Here is a 17,683-nt window from a genome sequence, read left to right on the forward strand (position 1 = left end):
AAAAGAACTAGTTTCAATTCTAAATAAGAATCGAAACTAGTTCGGATCAATTGTCACATTATTTACTATACTTAACAGCTGTTTCAAAGAACGGGTTTCCATTCATTCCAACCCAAAGACTAGACTGCTCCATTTGATAAGCCAACTGTAACAATCGGTGTTCTTCTCCTTTTCTAGTCATCACTTGTACCCCAAGAGGAAGACCTTTGTCTGAAACATGAACAGGTATAGACATTGCAGGTTGTCCAGTTAAGTTTGCTAATTGCGTAAATGGGGTATAGGTTAAACTAGGTAAAAACATTTCATAAATTAAGTCTTGTTGTTTCATTTTATCCAACACTTGGATTCTTTCTCTTAACTCTTCTTGATTCTCTTCTGAATGTGTTAACTCTCCAACCTTTGGTGCTGTATATGCAGTGGCTGGCGTAATATGCAAGTCGAATGACTCGTGTAAATTTGCCATTTTTGCTGCAGCAGCGTCCCATGAAGCTAGGCTAGTGGAGTACTCAGCTGCTGTAACAGATTGACCTGCAACATTTAACAACCATGTTTCTATTTCCACATCTTCTTCAGTCAATTTCCGTCCTAAACCTGCTTCTAATTGATTAGCAAGAGAAGAAATCTCTCCACTATTCATTACATAATAATCCTGCATTAACTTCACTCCATCTACTGGAGTATCAAATTCTTCAACCTCATGTCCTTGGGATTCCAACCATCGTACTGTTTTCATAACAGCTTGTACCGCATCATCGGATACAGGAGTTCCTACAGGTGATTTTGTTGTAAAAGAAATACGTAACGGTTGATGGAATTCTTTATAAATGATATGTGAATAACCCTCAATAAATAAAGGCGTCTGAAAAGCTGCCTCTGGTTGAATGGTTTGTAGTAAATCTAGCATTGCTGCACTATCACGAACAGTTCGACTTAATACAAAATCGATGGAAGCACCTTGCCACTGCCGTCCCACTCCTGGCCCTACTGGTGTTCTACCTCTAGTTGGCTTTAGTCCAAATAACCCTGTAAATGATGCCGGAATACGAATCGAACCTCCACCATCACTTGCACCTGCTACAGGAACAATTCCGGATGCAACTGCTGCTGCAGATCCCCCACTAGATCCCCCTGCTGAGTAATCTAGATTCCAAGGATTTCGAGTCGGACCGTAGGCTACAGGTTCGGATATATTTTTTAAACCAAACTCCGGGGTATTGGTGTGACCCATAAATATGAATCCAGCTTCCCTTAATTTACTAACAAAATTAGAATCATGCCTTGCAATATTATCTCCTAAAAGTTTTGACCCAGATGTTAATGATTCTCCTTTTAATAATTGAGATATATTTTTTAATAATATTGGGACTCCAAAGAAAGAATGACTACTTTTTCTTTCCATTTGTTCTGCTTCCTGTAACACTTTTTCAAGTCGTGTAAATAGTATGGCATTTAACGAGGGGTTTACCTTCTCTAGTTGTTCTATACTTAACTGAACCAATTCTTTCGGCAGTACTTCTCCATTTCTTACCAACTCAGCTAATTCTGTTGCATCTTTTGCTATGTACGTACCTATATCCATTTCAACATGCTCCTCTTCTACTATACTTTCCTCATTATAACATCAGTGATTAGAACAACCGAATCTTACACCTTTATCCAATTTTCATTTTTTAGAAAATTAAGTCTTGACAAAAAAGCATTCTTTATTTAATGTGTATATAAAATCAGATACATTTACCCAATATAATAAACTACTTAAAACCTACGCAAAATACATTCTTTCACATCTTGTTAATACACCTATTAACATACAAATCTAACATACTACGATTATTTCTAACCCAACATACTTATTCTTAAACATAAGCTATAAAATTTTAAAGATTGTCTAATTACGTCAATAAATTTCATAATATTCAGAACGGAGTGTTTGTATGACGAAACAACCCCTTTTAGACGTTGATCATTTAAAAACATATTTCTATTTGGATGATGAAAGAGTTGCAAAGGCTGTAGACGATATATCTTTTTCCGTTTATCCAGGTGAAACCGTTGCACTTGTTGGTGAATCAGGCAGTGGGAAAAGTATCACAGCTCTATCGATTATGCAACTAATTAACAAACCAGGACGAATTATAGATGGGGCCATTCTGATGAATGGAGAGGAATTATTAAAACTCTCTACTAAACAGATGACAAAAGTCAGAGGTAACGATGTGGCCATGATTTTCCAAGAACCAATGACAGCACTAAACCCTGTCTACACTATTGGAAATCAAATTACAGAAATGCTCCGGAAACATAAAAAAATGAATAAACAACAAGCAAAAACTAGAGCAATTGAGTTGCTAAATACTGTGGGAATTCCAAGAGCAGAAGAGGTCATTCACGAATATCCACACCAACTTTCAGGTGGAATGAGACAACGTGTAATGATTGCCATGGCTATTTCTTGTGAACCCAAACTATTAATCGCAGATGAACCAACAACAGCCTTAGACGTTACAATCCAAGCACAAATTCTCGATTTAATGGCTGATATGCGTGAAAAGTTCGATATGGCACTTTTATTAATAACACATGATTTAGGTGTAGTATCTGAATACGCAGACCGTGTCATGGTTATGTATGGAGGGCAAATTGTTGAGGAAGCCCCTACTAAGCAATTATTACGAACAACAAAACATCCCTATACTAAAGGCCTGTTGGGAAGCATACCAAAACTAGAAGAAGATACAAATCGACTAGAAGCAATTAAAGGAACAGTACCTCCAGCGTATGATTTTCCAGCTGGTTGCCGTTTTTCTTCACGTTGTCCCTTCGTAATGGAAAAGTGTACACAGGTCAACCCAGAACTAGAATTGATTGAATCTAATCACAATGTACGTTGTCATCTTTATGAAGATGGAGGGAATACAGATGAGTAAGCTTGAAAAAAATGTAGCAGAAAAACCAATCGAAAAACAAATAGATGAAGAAGTACTTGTCGAGGTACGAAATGTAAAGAAGTATTTCCCTATAAAAGGTGGAATCTTAAAACGTACGGTTGGACATTTAAAGGCTGTTGATGATGTAAGCTTCCAAATACATAAAGGGGAAACCTTAGGAGTTGTCGGCGAGTCAGGTTCTGGTAAATCTACCCTAGGAAGGGTTATGCTTCGGCTTTTAGACCCTACTGAAGGAGACATCATTTTTGATGGTACCGACATTTCAAATTTATCAAGAGGGAAGATGAATCCTTTTCGTCGCGATATGCAAATTGTATTTCAAGATCCATTTGCATCCCTTAACTCTAAGATGAGTGTAGGCGAATTAATCGAAGAACCATTACTTGTCCAAACCTCTCTCTCTAAACAAGAGCGGAAAGATAAAGCGAAAGAAATGATAGAAAAAGTAGGATTAAGACAAAGCGATTTGGAAAAGTATCCCCATGAATTTTCTGGGGGCCAACGACAACGAATTAGTATTGCTAGAGCACTAGTCTTGGAACCTAAGTTTGTTATTTGTGATGAACCAGTTTCTGCACTTGACGTTTCTATTCAAGCACAAGTATTAAATCTAATGAAAGATTTACAGGATGAATTAGGATTAACTTACTTATTTATTGCACACGATTTAAGTGTCGTAAAGCATATCAGTGATCGAGTAGCAGTAATGTATTTAGGTAGATTAGCAGAAATTGCCCCTAAGAATAAGTTATACGATAATCCACTTCATCCATATACGAAAGGACTATTATCGTCTATTCCCGTTATTGATATAGAGGGAGATATTAATAATAAAAGAGAAAAGATTCGACTAGGTGATGATTTGCCGAGCCCTGCAAATCCACCATCCGGTTGTACATTTAGAACTAGATGCCCACTAGCACATGAGAAGTGTATGACCGAACGCCCAGAATTAATAGAAAAAGAGGAAGGGCACTTTGTAGCCTGTCACTTATATACGTGACAAAACACATCGTTGACTAATCTCTCATTACTTAAGCTTCAGCTATTAGTACTTGGTAAAATCCAAGTCTATCTAATAGAAATATAAACATAGGAGGTGAAAATGAGTTACTTATCAATTTTCATCCAATAAACAAACCAAAAATGGTAAAGGGGGAAATACATTGATTAAGCGTTCTAAATTTAGCTTAGCTATACTTATGCTGGTATTAGTACTTGGTGTCTTTTTAGCAGCATGTGGTGGAGATTCAGACGATAATAATGATAACAATAATAATGATGATCAAACCAATGATCAAACAAACGATAATAATGATGATAATTCAAATGACAGTACTAATGATGAAGGTAACGATAATGATTCTGCAAGTGGTGAGCCACAAATGGGTGGTAAACTTGTCGGTGCTATGGATACTGCTCCTGCAGGTGTATTCAACCCAATTTTCTATGAAGAAGCATATGAAGCTAATATTCTAGATTTCACACATGAAGGACTTTTATCACAAGATGATACCTTACAGTTTGGTCCTGGATTAGCACATGACTGGGATATTAATGAAGATAACACAGAAATTACGTTATATTTAGAAGAAGGCGTGAAATGGCATGATGGAGAGGATTTCACTGCTGATGACGTTGTCTTTACTTACCGCTCTATAGCTAGCCCTGGCTACATTGAAGCAGGTGGGGTACGTACAGAGTATGTTGATAAGTTAGTAGGCTATGAAGATTTTGTTAATGGAGATACTGATGAATTTGAAGGTGTTGTTGCTGAAGATGAGCTTACAGTAACATTTAAATTCGCTCAACCTAACGTAACAATTCTTAAAGATGTTGCATTCCCAATTATTCCTGAACACGTGTTTGCTGATGTTCCAATTGGAGAAATGCCAGAACATCCTGGAACATTAGATGCAGGTGAAGTAATAGGTACTGGACCATTCATGTTCACAGAAATGCTAGAACGCGAGCAATATGTACTAGAAAAGAATCCTGACTACTGGCAAGGTGAGCCATACTTAGACTCTATCACATGGCGCATAGTTGAAGGCTCAGTTATGTTAGGTCTTTTGGAGAATGGGGAAATTGACTTTATTGCTGACCCTAACGGTGTAGCAGCACAAGATTATGAATCAGTAGCTGGATTGGATCATATTAAGATTCATGAGCAAGCTGACTTTGGATACCAATTAATGGGCTTCATCCACAATCATCGCACAGCAGAAGATGCTGAAAGTGGAACTATCAACCCAGATAATTGGGTTCCAAATGAAGACATGGGTGACCCACTAGTTCGTCAGGCAATTGCTTGGACAATTGATCGTCAAGCTATCGTTGACCAATTATTACTAGGACACGGTTCAGTTATCAATGCTCCAATTGCTCAACAATTCTGGGCATACGATGAAAGTGCTGCAACTTTATATGAAAAAGATTTAGATAAAGCAGCTGAACTATTAGATGAAGCTGGATATGTAGATGCTGATGGAGATGGTTACCGAGATACTCCAGACGGCGAAGAATGGGTTGTTAACTTAAACTACCCTACAGGTAATGAATTACGTGAGCGCTCTGCACCAATTCTAGCACAAATGATTGAAGAAGCAGGAATTCAAGTTGACTTAAGACAACCAAAAGAAATGACGGCTTATGTTGAAGATTTAACAAATAACACTGGCGACTGGGATATATACCTATTAGGATGGAGTCTTGGAAGTGGTGACCCTGATCCATCAGGATTATGGAGATCACAAGATGCTTATAACTTCGGACGTTGGAACAACCCAGATTCTGACCAGTTAATTGCAGACGCAATTACACCACCTGATGCATTTGAACAATCTTATCGTGAAGAAGTATACAGTGAGTGGCAAGGATATTTCTCTGAAGACCTTCCAGCATTACTGCTATATGCTCAAAATAAGATCTATGGATTTAACGAACGCTTAAACGGAGTTAATCCTATGCCATATGGATTTAACAATGACCCTCATTTATGGTGGGTATCTGAGTAATTAAGAAAAGCGATTACAACATGGTCCGACATCAGGTTATAAAGCAAAAGAGCGTGTGGAACCCACCGCATGCTCTTTTCCTTTTAGCCAGCTAACTCTTGATACTTACAACAATATTCTAACTTTGGGGGGAAATACATGTATAAATATATCATCCGAAGAATCCTTGTATTTATTCCAATGCTTTTCGCGCTAACGGTTATCGTTTTTGGATTAGCGCAAGCCGCACCTGGTGATGCACTTACCGGCCAACAGCTTGCTGACCCCAGAGTAGATCCAGAAGTTTACGAGAAGCAAAGAGAAGCATTAGGTTTAAATGATCCCATACCAGTTCAATACGCTAAGTGGATAAGTAATGTGGCACAAGGAGATTTTGGTAAATCTTTAGTTTTTAATGGTCGTTCAGTTGCAGATTTAATTGAGGCACGTTTTGCAAACACCCTATATTTAGGCATATTTTCTCTTTTTATAACCATTGTTGTAGCAATACCAATTGGTATCTACTCTGCTAGAAAACCATATTCATTATTGGATTATGCAGCTACAGGTTTTGGATTTCTCGGTTTAGCAATTCCAAATTTCTTCTTTGGGTTAATCGCTATTTATGTATTGTCCATCAACCTAGGATGGTTTCCAGCTCAAGGGACACTATCAGGACCAGGCATGGCTGGATTTGAAGCCTTCTTTAGCCGATTACATCACATGGTTCTTCCTGGGATAACATTAGGATTGGCAGGAACGGCAACCTATATGCGGTATATGAGGTCTGAAGTGTTAGATGTGCTTGGTAGTGATTATATACGAACTGCTAAAGCAAAAGGTATGTCAGATAGCAACGTTCTTTATAAACATACTTTAAGGAATGCCCTAATTCCTATTATCACCTTAATGGGCTTTGAAATAGGGGTCTTATTAAGTGGAGCAGTTATTACGGAACAGGTTTTTCAATACCCAGGTCTTGGAACATTATTTATCAGTTCAGTTACAAATAGAGACTTCCCAGTAGTCATGGCAATCACCCTAATACTCGGGATTCTAATCTTAATTGGTAACCTACTTGCTGATATATTTTATAGTATTGTTGATCCAAGAATCCGATATGATTGAGGTGAATTCATCTTATGCAACCTAATCCACAAGAAACGTTATCAACACAACCGGAACTCACTCCAGGTGATAATCAAAAGAATACAAGTAAGAGTCCTTTTCAATTAGCATTTCGTCGGTTTTTAAAAAATAAAATGGCCGTGGTAAGTTTAATTTTTCTGTTGCTAATTGTAGTTATTTGTATACTTGCACCTGTTTTTACCGACCAAGACCCTGAGCTTACTGATTTATTTAAAATCGAACAAGGGCCAACAGATGAACATATTTTAGGTACCAATGGAACAGGACAAGATAACTTCTCCCGTTTATTATATGGAGGGAGAATTTCACTATTAGTCGGTTTTAGCGCGATGTTTTTCACTTTAACGATTGGTATTTTACTCGGCTCTTTAGCAGGGTACTATGGCGGCAAAGTAGATAGTATCATTATGCGTGCTGCAGATATTATGCTAATGTTACCATTCTTGGTATTAACATTAACTATCATTGCTATACTCGAAAAAATCACCATACCAATTTTTGTTACCATAATAGCAGTCACTTCTTGGCCCAACTTAACACGTATTATTCGAGGTACTTACTTATCACTTCGTGAGCAAGAATTTGTGTTAGGAGCAAGAGCTATTGGTGCTAGTGATTTTCGCATTATTTTAAAGCATTTTATCCCAAATGCTATAGGTCCGATTATTGTTAATGCTACCTTAATGATGGCAACTTATATTATCATTGAATCAGCTCTTAGCTTTATCGGATTTGGTATTCCACAACCAACACCAACTTGGGGTAATATGTTATCTGAGGCTATGAACGTTAGAATTTTGCGTGATCATCCAGAAGCATGGATACCTCCTGGAATAGCTATCTTTGTTACCGTTTTAGCCATTAACTTTATCGGGGACGGTCTTCGAGATGCTTTTGATCCAAAAAGTAAACAACGGTAGGAACGTTAAAGTATAATAACCCATTCAAGTTAACGATGACTTGGGTGGGTTTTTATTTTCGGATAATCATAATGGGGCTTTATGGTACGACAAGTAATCAAGAAATTGCTGGTTACCATATGTCTGGTGACATCGAATATGCTGGACAATTAAACAAAGGATTTAAAAGACCAGAGGACGAAGAAGAATAGAATAATACAATTGATATGAAAACGCTGTAATTCCATCTATTGGAGTTACAGCGTTGTTGTTCTACATGTCGGAAAATAAAGTAGAATTCTATTTCGATAATTGAACATCACGTAATACCGATCTTGCAAAGTGATAGTATGAAGTATAAGGAAATTTACTAACGATATTTAATGATTTCTTGGCATATTGAAAGGCCTTTTCCTTATCATTTAATTGTAAATAACATAGCGCTTGATACGATTTATTAATTTCCCTTAATGCTATATCAATTGGATGTAACTGGATATGATATTCCGTCATTAAATTACGGAATAACGGCAGTGCTTCATGTGGTCTATTAAGCTTTGTATAGCATCTTGCTTTAGAATCTGATAAGTAGTCCATAACACGTTTATCAATGACATCATTTGTTCGTTCATATTCCTTTTCAAAGTTTGCGATAATTTCTAATGCTTTCTCCGGTGAATCCTCAAAGAATTCCATAAAATGTATAGCATTCACCTGGTTTTCTATCTTTAATTGTTTGTTATCAATTATTTCTAGAAATTTATTTATTTTCATTAAAAATTCTCGTGCGCTGTCATAATTTCCGGCTTGATAATGAATTAGTGCACCTAAGTTATATATCATGTAAAAGTGATCGAGTACTAAATATTCATTGGAGAATTTAATTACATCTTCCAACAACTGAAAACTCTCTTCAATTTCTCCAAGCGCACCTTTACATTGGATTTTTAATATCTTTAAACCAATCATTCCTGAAATAATATCATAGCTATCATAAGTATGTATTGAATTCAAATATTGATCAACCATCTCAATTGTATTTTGGTAATTTCCTTTGGTGTATTCCGTTTGCGCTAATTGAAATTGAACCCTCACTACACGACTGTCCATTTGTAAGTCCTCATAAATAGCCTCAGCTTTACGATAATAAACTTCCCAATCACTTTCAGCCAAAAGGTCAAATTTGGGCTTGTACAATTGATAGTACAGGAATAAATATTTTGCATAGGTTTCATATATATGAGCAGACTCCACATTTTGGCCTAAATTTGGGAACAGTTCTTTTAAATTAGTTAATGCTGTTTCAATCTCCTCTGAAGTAAAGTTATCCGGATTAACGCTGCTGCGAATCTCCTTTAATTTGTTTCGTAATTCTTCTCTTGTCATTTCCCCTAATAAATCAGAAATATTTACATTTAATACCGATGCAATATGCTTTAAATTTTCAGCAGAAGGTTTCGCTTTTCCATTTTCGATAAGGCTAACCATCGCTGGAGATAGCTTTTCTTGAGCAACTTCTGCAAGTGTTAACTTCTTTTCTTTCCTAAACCTTTTAATTTTTTCACCTACATTACTCATAATGGGCTCCTTTTCCGTGTTTATTAATCCCATTATACCTTAGTTTAAATATATTTAAAATTATTTTCTATAAATTTAAAATTCTCCTTGACTTTATTTTTAAATATACTTAATATAATAATTAAATATATTTAAAAAGGTGGTATTTTGCATGGAAACAATAATTGATGTGAGCAATCTTTATAAAACATACAAAAAAAGAAAGTCAAATGAGATTATAACTGCAGTGAACAATATTTCCTTTTCCGTACAAAAAGGAGAAATACTAGGACTTCTTGGACCCAATGGAGCAGGCAAGTCGTCAACTATTAAAATGATCTGTGGTTTAATTAAGCCTGACAAAGGGGCAATTACTATTAATGGAATCAACAGCCAGAAACATCGCTTAAAAGCTCTCCACCATATTAGTGCTGTATTGGAAGGAAACCGTAATCTTTATTGGCGTTTAACTGTTAGAGAGAATTTAGAGTATTTTGCAGGGAACAGAGGATATTCTCGAAAAGATAGGAAGGATACAATTGATGATTTATTAGAAAAATTCCACCTCAAGAATAAGGAAAAAGAAATCGTTAATCGATTATCACGTGGAATGCAACAAAAACTAGCTATAGCAGTAGCCATGCTAGCAGACAGTGAGGTAATTTTGCTAGATGAACCAACCCTCGGCATTGATGTCCAAACTGGTTATGAAGTACGTGACCTACTCCAGAACATTGCAAAGAAATATAATCGGACCATCATCATTAGCTCTCATGATATGGATGTCATCCAAGATTTATGTGAACGCACAATAATTATCAATAATGGAACGATTGTTACCGATGACAGAGTGGAAAATTTATTACGTCTTTTTGAGGTACGCGCCTATACAATTACTCTTGGAAAATTATTAACGAAGCATCAATTCCATCTCCTTCAACAGAAATTTCCACAACTAGACTATTCACCAGACATTTTACAGTCCACTTTAGAGGTAGAACTAAATAATAATGAAGAGATTTATGATTTATTTGACATCCTTAAGTTAGAACAAATTCCAGTCGAATCCATTGATCGCAAAACGATTAATTTTGAACAAGTATTTTTAAAAATTGTCAAAGGAGAGATGCAAAATGCCTTTATTCAATCTTCTTAAAGCAAACCTAAGAAAAGATTATATTGGTATGAAACGATACCTACCAAATACTATTGCTATGCTTATCACTTTTTACTTAATATTTTTAGGAATGTTTGCAGGGATACAAATTGTTGGTGATCCAAGTACGCAAGATGCCAATATTCAATTTGTAATTGTAAACTACATTTTTTGGTACCTCTCATTAATTGTAGTGCAAGACATTGGCTTTCAGGTTGGTAGTGAAGCTGTTCAAGGTACATTAGAACAACTCAGTATGTCCCCAATGGGAATATCAAAAATTTTATTGAGTCGACTAGTAGCGTCTGTTATTGTTAATTCCATTATCGTTGTTAGCCTGCTTTACCTATCCATGCTAACTACGGGACAGTGGTTAAATGTAGATGTGATCACGCTCCTCCCCATTTTATTTCTAACCATCATTAGTATGGTTGGATTTGGTTTTATTATTGCGGGGTTAACAATTGTATTAAAACAAGTCAATGCTTTTTTACAAATCTTACAATTTATATTGGCTGGTCTAGTATTTATCCCTTTATCCGTTGCCCCATTTTTAGCTTTCTTCCCTATGGTGAAAGGAGTAGATTTGGTACGTGGAGTGATGATTGATGGACTTTCCTTAGGTGCTATACACCTCGCAGATTACATCATATTAATAGGTAATGCTGGTTTTTATTTTGTCATTGGCTTACTTTTCTTTAGATATTCTGAACAAATTGCAATGAAAAAGGGATTAATCGGCCATTATTAAGGAAAGGCGCAGAGCACTCGGAGCATAACATCTCTGAAATACATTTTTATCTTTTAAGGAAAACTAGACATTAGCCAACTTTGAAACCCAAAAAGGGTTCTCATTTATCAAAATAATCAATGAGAACCCTCTTATTAATCTTTTATTTTTCCATGTTAGCTACTAAACGTCCAGTAACTTTGTTATCTTCTAGCATCTGAATCCCTTTAGGAATTTCATCAAAAGTAAGTTCAGTTATTTTCGGACTTACTTTTCCACTTGCAAACAATTCATAGATTTCTTCTATATCTTTCTTTGTTCCACCGTTACTTCCAACAAGAGTTGCTTGTTTAGTGATGATTGAAGTAACATTTAGTGTTGTTTCTAATTTACCCATACCAACAAGTACTACTTTCCCTTGGAATCCAATAGACTCTAGAGCTTCTCTAGTTGTTACATCAAACCCAGCAAAATCAATAATTACTTCTGGTTCAAATTGGGCAATTTCTTTTACGTTTTCATAGACACCTGCTGCACCTAGGTCTTTAGCAAGTTCACGTGCATTTGGATTTAAATCAACAGCATATACAGTAGCTCCTTTTGCAACAGCTGCTTCTAAAGCAATTTGACCTAATCCACCAATTCCAATCATACCGACTGTCATACCTGCTTTAACTCCACCTTTAGTGAACGTTGCATGATAAGATGTCATTCCTGCATCCGTACCAGCGGCTGCTTGAGCAAATGATACGCCTTCAGGAATTCTCACTAAATCTTCTGCTGGAGCTAAAACTTTTGTTCCAAAGCCACCATCATATGCATAACCTGGAGCCATTTTACTTGGACCAGTCGGGCAAACAGCTACTTTGTCACCAACTTTATAGTCAGTTACTCCTTCACCAACTTCACTAATAACACCTGCAACTTCATGTCCCATAATTACAGGCAATTCTCCAAGTAGTTCTTTCCAACCTGGATCCCTTAAAACACCAACATCAGAGTGACACAAGCCAGCTACCTTCGTGTCTATTACAACTTTACCAGCTACAACTTTCGGGTCTTCTTTTTCTACCAATTCTAATGGTTCATTTGTTTCAACAAATTGCCAACCTTTCATGTTGATACCCCTCCTTTAGATGTATGTACAATCCTATTATAAATCAAGAATTACTTATCACTCAAAGAATCCCCATCACAAAGAGGCTGATTTTAATACTATTTAGACAACAGTTCAAAATTCTATCAAGAATTTGTCATAATAACTTCATAAATAATAGAACTAAAATGATTTTTATTTAGGATGATAACTCCTGTATCTCTCTTACAGAGTCAAAACACTTTATTTTTCGTAACTTGACTTAGGTCAATTTAAATTTTGAATAGTCATCTTATACTAGAATTAACAACAAATAAATTAGCTATGGAGGGGAAAAACATGCAAAGATATATATTAAATAAAAAGAATCAAATTACATTGATTAGTGCAATTTTAATCGTACTCGGATTCTTTGGCCGGTTTGGTTTAGACAACGTGATGATTTTCAATGGATCACTTATCATTGCATCAATTCTTGGTGTAGCACCAATTGCAATCCAAGCATATCAAGCATTGAAAGTAAAAGTGGTTAGTATTGATGTTTTAGTCACGATTGCTGTTATTGGGGCAGTATTAATACAAAACTATGAAGAGTCTGCTATTGTAACTTTCTTATTCTTATTTGGCTCTTATCTCGAACAACGCACCTTGAACAAAACACGTTCGGCGATTAAAGAATTAACTGAATTGGCACCAGAAAATGCTTTAAAACAAATGGAAAATGGGGAGTTTGAGGAAGTTGAGGTTGATGATGTAGATGAAGGTGATATTTTATTAGTGAAAACCGGTGCAAAAGTTCCTGTGGATGGAACTGTACTAACTGGTGAAGGCCATATTAATGAAGCAAGTATCACCGGAGAAGCCGTACCAGTGAGTAAAAAAATTGATTCTGAAGTATTTGCGGGAACTATTTTAGAAAATGGAACGATTCAAATACGTGCAGACCGTATTGGGGAAGATACTACATTCGGTAGAATAATTGAATTAGTGGAAGAAGCACAAGATTCCAAATCAGAAGCAGAACGCTTTATTGATCGATTCTCCAAGTACTATACACCAGCTGTATTAATCCTTGGCTTTATCGTTTGGTTATTCTCTAAAGATATTGAACTAGCAATTACCATTCTCGTATTAGGATGTCCTGGAGCGTTAGTAATCGGTGTCCCTGTCTCTAACGTTGCTGGAATCGGAAACGGTGCACGTAATGGTGTACTTTTAAAAGGTAGTGAAGTTATCAACGACTTTAGTAGAGTGGATACCATCGTTTTTGATAAAACTGGAACACTGACAGTAGGAAATCCTGAAGTGGCTGAAAAAGAATTTTACGGAAAAAATACTGAAGAAGCTCTAGGTTATCTAGCTAGTGTGGAACGTGAATCGGACCACCCATTGGCAAAAGCAGTTTTACAAGATATTGGCGAGACTACTATCTCTGCAGTAGAAAAAACTGAAGTTGTTAAGGGTGGTGGGATTGTCGCAAAAGTAAATGGACATCGAATTGCAGTTGGTAACGTAGCGTTAATGGAAAGAGAAAATGTTAAATTAGTTAAAAAAGCTCAAAAAGACATCAAACGCTTTGAGAAAAATGGGAACTCTCTCGTGTTAACTGCAATTGACGGAGAATTAAAAGTTCTAATGGGCATCCGGGATCAAATCCGCCCAGGTGTCAAACAAGATCTTCAAAGGCTGAAAAAACTTGGTGTGAAAAATCTAGTTGTTCTATCAGGAGACAACCAAGGAACCGTAGACTTAGTTGCTCAAGAACTTGGATTAACAGAGGCACATGGTCATATGCTACCAGAAGGAAAATCTGCTTATATTGAAAAGGTGCAACAAGAAGGTCATATCGTTGCTTTTGTCGGTGACGGAGTGAATGATAGCCCGTCATTAGCCTTAGCGGATATCGGCATCGCCATGGGTAGTGGAACAGATGTTGCGATTGAAACATCAGATGTTGTTTTAATGAACTCTGACTTTAGCCGTTTACCACACGCGTTAGGCCTTACAAAATCTACTTCAAATAACATGAAACAAAATATTATCATTGCAGTGGGTGTTGTAATAATCTTACTTGCTAGTCTACTATTTAGCGAATGGATGAACATGTCTATTGGAATGTTAGTTCACGAATTAAGTATATTAGTAGTTATTTTAAATGGTATGAGGCTGCTCAGATACCGTTTGAAAAGATAACACTAATAGAAGGGAACTACCAAATAACATAAACGGGAAGTAATAAAATACTTCCCCCTTATTTCCTAAAACTTGATTTACATCAATTTCATCATACCAAATCTGAGCTATACTTAAATTGTAAAGAAGAAGAGATAAAAAAACTTCATTTATTATTTGAAAGGAGAATGTTTTATGCAAAAAGCAGTTATCCAATTAGAAACTTTATCATGTCCATCTTGTATGCAAAAGATTGAAAATGCTGTGAAAGGATTAAACGGGGTTGATCAAGACAGCTTAAAAGTATTATTTAATGCAAGTAAAGTTAAACTAGATTTTGATTCAGAAGCAGTCGCTATTAACGATATCGAAAAGGCTATAGAGAATCTCGGTTATCCTGTCATCAAATCAAAAGTGAAGTCTGCATAATTCTAAAAAACACTTATTACAAAGTACTCAAGAGGAGAAAGGGGAACCCAATAATGTCTCAACAAACATTTAACGAACTAGTAATAAAGCATTTCGAAAAACTAGATTTATACACTACAGCCATCACACGGGCACATGGTAAAAGTCACCCCGAAGCCTTTGAAGTAAGAGAGCTTTTCGAAACAATCAATGAGAAAGTTAAAGAGTCCGGCGACAACAAACCCGACTTGATTACAGAATTTGTTCAGTTACGTAAAATTACTGAAAACTACACTATTCCTGAAGATGTTTGTGAAACATATGCTAGCACATTTAACATGCTGGGAGAAGTAGATAAAGCTTATCACGCATAAATAGGGGCGGTTCCTGTTTCTCAAATTGAATTTGCAAAACAGGAAACCGCCCTTAGTTTTAGGGTATTTCTAGGTTTAGCCTGTATTTAACACTTCCTAGTTTTTTTGCGGTTGCTAAGAGCAGTTTTGTAAGAAAGGTTAAATTTGTTTTAGGAGACTTGTAGATGTTATTGTGGGGCGTATCTTTATAAATGATTCTATATTATGTCTAAAAAGAATAGAAGCATAAAAAACGGTTCTCTTTTATCGAAAAATGATAATCGAGAACCGTCACTAGTTACCACATTTTTGATTTCATGCCTTCACCTCTGACATAGAAAATGATAATCCACGAAAATCACGATAACCAAAGGACACCCCAGGATATCCAGCTTGGTGCCAACCAGGCGGAAAAAATTCAAGTCGACGATAATCTGGAGGATTTAAACGAGTGGTCCCATATGCTGGCCATTCAGAGTAATATCCAAACATAGAAAAGCGGTTTAACGCGTCCGTGACAAACTTAACCATTCCTGCATTATTTTGAAAAGGAGATGGCAACAAGTATAGGTCGATATGGAGATTCTCTAAAGCGGATAGCGTTTGAACACGATCCTTCCTTGATAGATAAGAAAACATTCCACCGTTTGGAAATTGACTTTGTGATAATAGTTGTACTTGATGAGTATTTACTAACTGGGTTGCTGCAGAATCTAACATTACTGCAGTTGGGTAAGCTAGGGGGATTACCTGGTGATAAAGTTGCTGCTGAACTGAAATGTTATTATTTAGCCCAAACATGAGGTATTCGTGTATCTTCATTTGGATACCATTAAACTGACTCGTCGTTGGTAACAAAGCATCTACTATGGCTTGATAAGTTGAAGTTACATAATCAAAAGCTGACACATTAAGTTATACTTTATGTTGGAAGAAAGTTTTCAGTAGATCTATAGATAGGTATACTTAGAAGGAATTAAAAATCATTATGACTCTGAAAAGACCGAAGTAATGATACAACCTGGTATTAGGCAAAAACCACTCTAACACTCCCTTCGTTGCTTGCAGTTGCTAGACAGCTTTGTAAAAAAGTTGCAATCTGTTTTTTATCCCAATCTTTGAGGTTATCTTCTGATGGCGCATCATATTTACCATATAATTGTTTATAGGAATTTAACGCCTTTTCAATTTGCTGTACTGAAAATGTTGTACTGTCTCCACGCCCACTAACTCCTGCATTGTACTCATTTGCATCAAGCAAATCATAAAGTATGACGGCATTATAATTCCCCATACTAAAACGAGCATAACCAATTTGTTCACTAGCTTTATTAAAACCTGCAAATTCGTGACTCAAGAATAATCCTCCTTTTAAAATTGTAATTTTTGCTAGATAAATAAATGTTTAGTTTAGAAGAAAACTATCAAAAGCTTACATAGTTAATCACTCCTTTCAGGTTCAGAGTTTTTTTGATGTTTTAGTTAAATAGGAAAAGTAAATAAAGACAGGTAGATTGAGGTTATTAAGATGGTCAGTCAAGTGGATTCTCTATCAATGTATATAATTAAATACAAATTAAAAATAGGTCAGTAGCTTAGTATGAGGATTTCTATTAAGTAATCAATCGAGGAAATATTAATATATAATACATAATTCCATAATATACTAATTATGTCAATCGTCTACAGTTCGACAAAATAAGACAACAAAAAAAGACAACTTTCGCTTATCAATTTAGATAAATGAGAGCCGTCTTTATTTATGATATAGGGCAGTCCAGCTACAAGGGCTAGTCGCTTCCTAAACCTTACATCATGACACCCGTAAGTTGAAAGTGTGTATTTCAAGCGTAAGGCAAATTTCAAAAAATACAAGTGACAACAAGTAAAGGGGCAGCCTTGATGCTAACCTAATATCTGTAACTTTTTGTCTTAAATAACTTTTGCTGAACTTGAAATGGGAAATACCAATTATTAATCTATGTTTCTTGAAAACCAAGGAACATTTAAGCCCCGATGAAAAATGGCCTCCACAAAGTTTTGGAAACAGAAACGGTCCCCATCTATCAAAAAATGATAAACAGGAACCATTCCTATTTACCGCACCTATCCCAATATATGCAGAAAACTCCAGTGGATTCATTATGTTAAAAATATGTAGTGGTGGGAGTATGACAATAAATGTATATGATTTTTATGCAAATATATGGTGAAATATA

16 protein-coding genes are annotated in these 17,683 nt (G+C 36.0%); 11 read left to right on the top strand and 5 right to left on the bottom strand.

Features of this window, described 5'->3' with window-relative positions; all coding sequences use genetic code 11:
- Positions 1-58: 58 nt before the first annotated feature.
- The gene (locus BUB12_RS08705; protein ID WP_072890085.1) at positions 59-1,579 is read right to left on the bottom strand and encodes an amidase; all 1,521 of its coding nucleotides are present in this window, start codon (positions 1,577-1,579) and stop codon (positions 59-61) included.
- Positions 1,580-1,934: 355 nt separating this feature from the next.
- Here BUB12_RS08705 and BUB12_RS08710 point away from each other — a divergent pair, with 355 nt between their 5' ends.
- From BUB12_RS08710 to BUB12_RS18005, 6 genes are all read left to right on the top strand, one after another.
- Positions 1,935-2,927: an ABC transporter ATP-binding protein gene (locus BUB12_RS08710; protein WP_072890087.1), complete on the top strand. Its 993-nt coding sequence runs from the start codon at positions 1,935-1,937 to the stop codon at positions 2,925-2,927.
- Positions 2,920-3,951, top strand: a complete 1,032-nt coding sequence (locus BUB12_RS08715) for an ABC transporter ATP-binding protein (protein WP_072890088.1) — start codon at positions 2,920-2,922, stop codon at positions 3,949-3,951. The genes BUB12_RS08710 and BUB12_RS08715 overlap by 8 nt, the downstream gene beginning before the upstream one ends.
- Positions 3,952-4,114: 163 nt before the next feature.
- A complete protein-coding gene (locus BUB12_RS08720; RefSeq protein WP_327196141.1) occupies positions 4,115-5,965 on the top strand; it encodes a peptide-binding protein in 1,851 nt (616 codons plus the stop codon).
- Positions 5,966-6,103: 138 nt separating this feature from the next.
- Positions 6,104-7,072, top strand: coding sequence for an ABC transporter permease (locus BUB12_RS08725; RefSeq protein ID WP_072890090.1), 969 nt, complete (start codon positions 6,104-6,106; stop codon positions 7,070-7,072).
- Positions 7,073-7,086: 14 nt separating this feature from the next.
- Positions 7,087-8,013, top strand: coding sequence for an oligopeptide ABC transporter permease (opp4C, locus tag BUB12_RS08730; protein WP_072890092.1), 927 nt, complete (start codon positions 7,087-7,089; stop codon positions 8,011-8,013).
- Between the two features lie 35 nt (positions 8,014-8,048).
- On the top strand, positions 8,049-8,204 hold the full coding sequence (locus tag BUB12_RS18005; protein ID WP_234982616.1) for a hypothetical protein: 156 nt from the start codon (positions 8,049-8,051) through the stop codon (positions 8,202-8,204).
- A gap of 88 nt (positions 8,205-8,292) precedes the next feature.
- On the opposite strand, the gene BUB12_RS08735 is transcribed toward BUB12_RS18005, so the two are convergent.
- Entirely contained in the window at positions 8,293-9,570 is a 1,278-nt protein-coding gene (locus BUB12_RS08735; protein ID WP_072890094.1) for a helix-turn-helix domain-containing protein, read from the bottom strand.
- A gap of 151 nt (positions 9,571-9,721) precedes the next feature.
- On the opposite strand from BUB12_RS08735, the gene BUB12_RS08740 reads away from it, so the two are divergent.
- Both BUB12_RS08740 and BUB12_RS08745 read left to right on the top strand, forming a co-directional pair.
- Positions 9,722-10,705: an ABC transporter ATP-binding protein gene (locus tag BUB12_RS08740; protein WP_072890096.1), complete on the top strand. Its 984-nt coding sequence runs from the start codon at positions 9,722-9,724 to the stop codon at positions 10,703-10,705.
- Positions 10,683-11,456, top strand: a complete 774-nt coding sequence (locus BUB12_RS08745; RefSeq protein ID WP_072890097.1) for an ABC transporter permease — start codon at positions 10,683-10,685, stop codon at positions 11,454-11,456. The genes BUB12_RS08740 and BUB12_RS08745 overlap by 23 nt, the downstream gene beginning before the upstream one ends.
- A gap of 142 nt (positions 11,457-11,598) precedes the next feature.
- On the opposite strand, the gene BUB12_RS08750 is transcribed toward BUB12_RS08745, so the two are convergent.
- Entirely contained in the window at positions 11,599-12,552 is a 954-nt protein-coding gene (locus BUB12_RS08750; protein WP_072890099.1) for a zinc-binding dehydrogenase, read from the bottom strand.
- A 318-nt stretch (positions 12,553-12,870) separates the two neighbouring features.
- On the opposite strand from BUB12_RS08750, the gene BUB12_RS08755 reads away from it, so the two are divergent.
- The 3 genes from BUB12_RS08755 (at position 12,871) to BUB12_RS08765 (ending at position 15,485) form a co-directional block, all read left to right on the top strand.
- Complete coding sequence (locus tag BUB12_RS08755; protein ID WP_072890101.1) at positions 12,871-14,724, top strand: heavy metal translocating P-type ATPase; 1,854 nt, start codon at positions 12,871-12,873, stop codon at positions 14,722-14,724.
- A gap of 174 nt (positions 14,725-14,898) precedes the next feature.
- Positions 14,899-15,132 carry a heavy-metal-associated domain-containing protein gene (locus BUB12_RS08760; RefSeq protein WP_072890103.1) on the top strand — a complete coding sequence of 78 codons (234 nt, stop codon included), beginning with the start codon at positions 14,899-14,901 and terminating at the stop codon, positions 15,130-15,132.
- 53 nt (positions 15,133-15,185) lie between these two features.
- Entirely contained in the window at positions 15,186-15,485 is a 300-nt protein-coding gene (locus BUB12_RS08765) for an iron-sulfur cluster repair di-iron protein, ric (protein WP_072890105.1), read from the top strand.
- Between the two features lie 294 nt (positions 15,486-15,779).
- Here the strand turns inward: BUB12_RS08765 and BUB12_RS08770 are convergent, their stop codons facing one another.
- Together BUB12_RS08770 and BUB12_RS08775 are read right to left on the bottom strand one after the other, a co-directional pair.
- A complete protein-coding gene (locus tag BUB12_RS08770; RefSeq protein ID WP_072890107.1) occupies positions 15,780-16,373 on the bottom strand; it encodes a hypothetical protein in 594 nt (197 codons plus the stop codon).
- A gap of 118 nt (positions 16,374-16,491) precedes the next feature.
- Entirely contained in the window at positions 16,492-16,821 is a 330-nt protein-coding gene (locus tag BUB12_RS08775) for a hypothetical protein (RefSeq protein ID WP_072890108.1), read from the bottom strand.
- Positions 16,822-17,683 lie beyond the last annotated feature (862 nt).

Origin of the sequence: Ornithinibacillus halophilus, assembly GCF_900129485.1 — a bacterium.
In the GTDB taxonomy this organism is placed as follows: domain Bacteria; phylum Bacillota; class Bacilli; order Bacillales; family Amphibacillaceae; genus Ornithinibacillus; species Ornithinibacillus halophilus.